Raw genomic sequence first — 3,181 nt, 5'->3', positions numbered from 1 at the left:
CGGTGCCGGCTGTGCCGTCGAGGCCGCTGCCGCCCTGGCCGCCGTCGCCGCCCTTACCGCCGATGCCGCCGGTGCCGCCCTTGGCGCCCACACCACCGGCTGCTCCACCGTCGCCGCCGGCCCCGCCCTTACCGCCGACGTGGCCGTCGGTGCCGTTCGGGTTGGTGGCGTTGACGCCGTTGTCGCCGGCTCCACCCGCGGCGCCGTTGCCGCCGTTGCCGCCGTGGCCGCCGTCGGTGTTGGCGCCCACGGCGCCGTCGGCCGCCTTGACGCCGTTGCCGCCGAGTCCGCCGGTCCCGCCGCTGCCCCCCTTGCCGCCGGCGCCACCGGCGCCACCGGCGCCGCCGTCGACGTAGGTAGAGGTGCCATCGGCACCGCGGCCACCGGCCGCGGCCGCGCCGGCCTTGCCGCCGTCGCCACCCTTGCCGCCGGCGCCGTCGGCGCCAGCGCTGGTGCCGGTCCCGCCCTTGCCGCCGGTGCCGCCGTCACCGCCATGCCCGCCGGCGCCGCCCGCGCCACCGGCCTGACCCGCACCGGCATTCACCCCTGCGGTGCCGTCAGCGCCGGCCAGACCGTTACCGCCGGCCCCGGCCGCACCACCGGCGCCGCCGTTGCTGGCGTTGCCGCCGTTGCCGTCGGCGGCCGTGCCGATGCCGTTGCCGTTGGCCCCGCCTTTACCGCCGTTGCCGCCGTTACCGCCGCTGCCGCCCTTGCCGCCGTCACCGCCGGCGAATCCGGCGTTGTTGTTCGCGGCCGTGCCGTTGGCCCCGGCCGCCCCGGCACCGCCATTGCCCGCGGTACCCGCCGAACCACCGTTTCCGCCGGTGCCACCACTGCCCGCAACGCCCACCGAGCCGCCGGTACCGGCCGCGCCGGCCGCACCGCCCTTACCGCCGGCGCCACCATCACCACCGCTACCGGCGTTGCCCCCGGGGTCCCCGTTGCCGCCGACGCCGACGGTCGCGGTGCCGGCTGTGCCGTCTATGCCGCTGCCGCCCTGGCCGCCGTCGCCGCCCTTGCCGCCGGCGCCACCGGTGCCGCCGTGGGTGCCGGCGCCGCCGCTCTTACCGCCCGCGCCGCCGTCGCCGCCCTTGCCGCCGAGGTGGCCGTCGGTGCCGTTCGGGTTGTTGGCGTTGGTGCCGTTGTTGCCGGGTGCGCCGGCCGCCCCGTTTCCACCGGCCCCGCCATTGCCGCCGTTGCCGACGTTGCCGCCGTCGCCACCGGCACCGCCCGCACCACCGTTGGCACCGGGGGTGGTGGCGCTGAACCCGGCACCGCCGGCCCCGCCGTTACCGGCCGGGGCGGCAATGCCCGCGCCGTCGATGCCGTGGGCGCCGGTGCCCGAGCCGCTGCCGTTCGCGCCGCCCGAGCCGCCCGCACCGAACTTGCCGGCGTTACCGCCGTGGCCGCCGGCACCGCCGTCGACGCTGGTTGCGATGCCGTCGGCGCCGTGGCCACCGTCACCGGGGCGCCCCGCGGCGCCACCGTCGCCACCGGCCCCGCCGGCGCCCGCCGTACCCGCCGTGCCGTGTGGCGAGGCGCCGCCGGCCCCACCGGCGCCGCCGGTGCCGCCGGCCGCGCCATTGCCGCCGTTGCCGCCGGCTTGGCCCGCGCCGTTGTTGACGGTGATGACACCGTCGGCGCCGTCCACCCCGGTCCCACCGGCCCCGCCTTTGGCGCCGTTGCCGCCGGCCCCGCCGGCGCCGCCGTTACCGGCAAGCGAGCCGCCGGCGCCGCCGGCGCCGCCCTTGCCGCCGGATCCGCCGACCTGGCCGTCGGTGCCGCTGTCGCCCGGGTTGACGCCGTTGGTCCCGGCCATCCCGGCCGCGCCGCTGCCGCCGGCCCCGCCGTTGCCGCCGTTGCCGTAGTTGCCGCCCTTGCCCCCGTTGCCGCCGTCGCCGCCGTTGGCGCCGGTGACGCTGCCCAGCGCGGCGTTGTAGCCCGCGCCACCATTGCCGCCGTTACCGCCCGAGGTGGTAACCGTGTTGCCGGACGCGCCGTGCGCACCGATGCTGGACCCGGTGCCGCCGACGCCACCGGTGCCGCCGGCGCCGTTGTTGCCGCCGTTGCCGCCGTCACCGCCGCGGGTGCTGCTCGCGTCGCCGGCCGCGCCGTTGCCGCCGTTGCCGCCGACGCCGCCGTCGCCGCCGGCACCGCCGGCCCGGCCCGCACCCGTGTTGCCGGTGTGGCCGAACAGGCCGCCGCGACCGCCGGCCCCGCCATTGCCGCCGTTGCCGCCGGCCCCGCCGACGCCGCCATCGCTGCCGTTGCCGCCGTTACCGCTGGGGAAGGTTCCCGCAGCGCCGTCGACGCCCTTGCCGCCGGACCCGCCGGCCCCGCCCAGTCCGCCGTTACCGCCGTTGCCGCCGTCGCTGAACAGCAGGCCGCCGCGGCCACCGGCGCCGCCGGTCCCGCCGTTGCCGCCGGTTCCGCCGGCCCCGCCCGCGACGCCGTTGAGCCCGGCACCGCCGTTGCCGCCGTTGCCGCCGACACCGCCATTGCCGTACAGCCAGCCGGCGTTACCGCCGGTACCGCCGCTGCCGCCAGTGGCGCCCGCGCCGCCGCTTCCGCCGTTGCCGCCGGCGCCGCCCGCACCGAACAGCAGACCGGCGTTGCCGCCCAGGCCGCCGGTGCCTCCGGTGCCGATGCCGGTGCCGCCGTTGCCGCCGGCCCCACCCGGGCCGTACAACCCGCCGGAGCCGCCGGCCCCGCCGAGACCGCCGATGCCCGAGTGGCCGACGCCGCCGGCGCCGCCCGCGCCGCCGGCGCTACCGGACAACCAGCCGGCATCGCCGCCGGCGCCGCCGGTGCCGCCGGTGCCACCGGCCCCGCCGGCCCCGCCGGCGCCGCCGGCACCGGACAGCAGACCACCGTGCCCGCCGACACCGCCGTCGCCGCCGAATGTCGACCCGGTCCCGCCGGCGCCACCGGCGCCGCCGGTACCTAGCACCCACGCATTACCGCCGGCGCCGCCGGCGCCCGCGGAGCCCGTCGCGGTGGTGTTCGCGCCGCCGGCTCCGCCGGCGCCACCGCTGCCGTACAGCAATCCGGCGCTGCCACCGTGCGCGCCCGCTCCGCCGCTGGCTCCCGAACCGCCGGCACCGCCGATGCCGCCGTTGCCCAGCAGCCAGGCCCGCCCGCCGACCCCGCCGAAGCCGCCGGTACCGGTTCCGCCGGTGTG

At 80.3% G+C, this 3,181-nt stretch carries 1 pseudogene; it reads right to left on the bottom strand.

What is annotated here, in order from left to right:
* Positions 1–3,181, bottom strand: a pseudogene (locus BST12_RS32440) (PE family protein); the annotation flags it as partial.

The sequence above is a fragment of the Mycobacterium angelicum genome (assembly GCF_002086155.1).
In the GTDB taxonomy this organism is placed as follows: domain Bacteria; phylum Actinomycetota; class Actinomycetes; order Mycobacteriales; family Mycobacteriaceae; genus Mycobacterium; species Mycobacterium angelicum.
The sequence above is the reverse complement of the archived record's forward strand: the minus strand, read 5'-3'. Positions and strand labels throughout refer to the sequence as shown.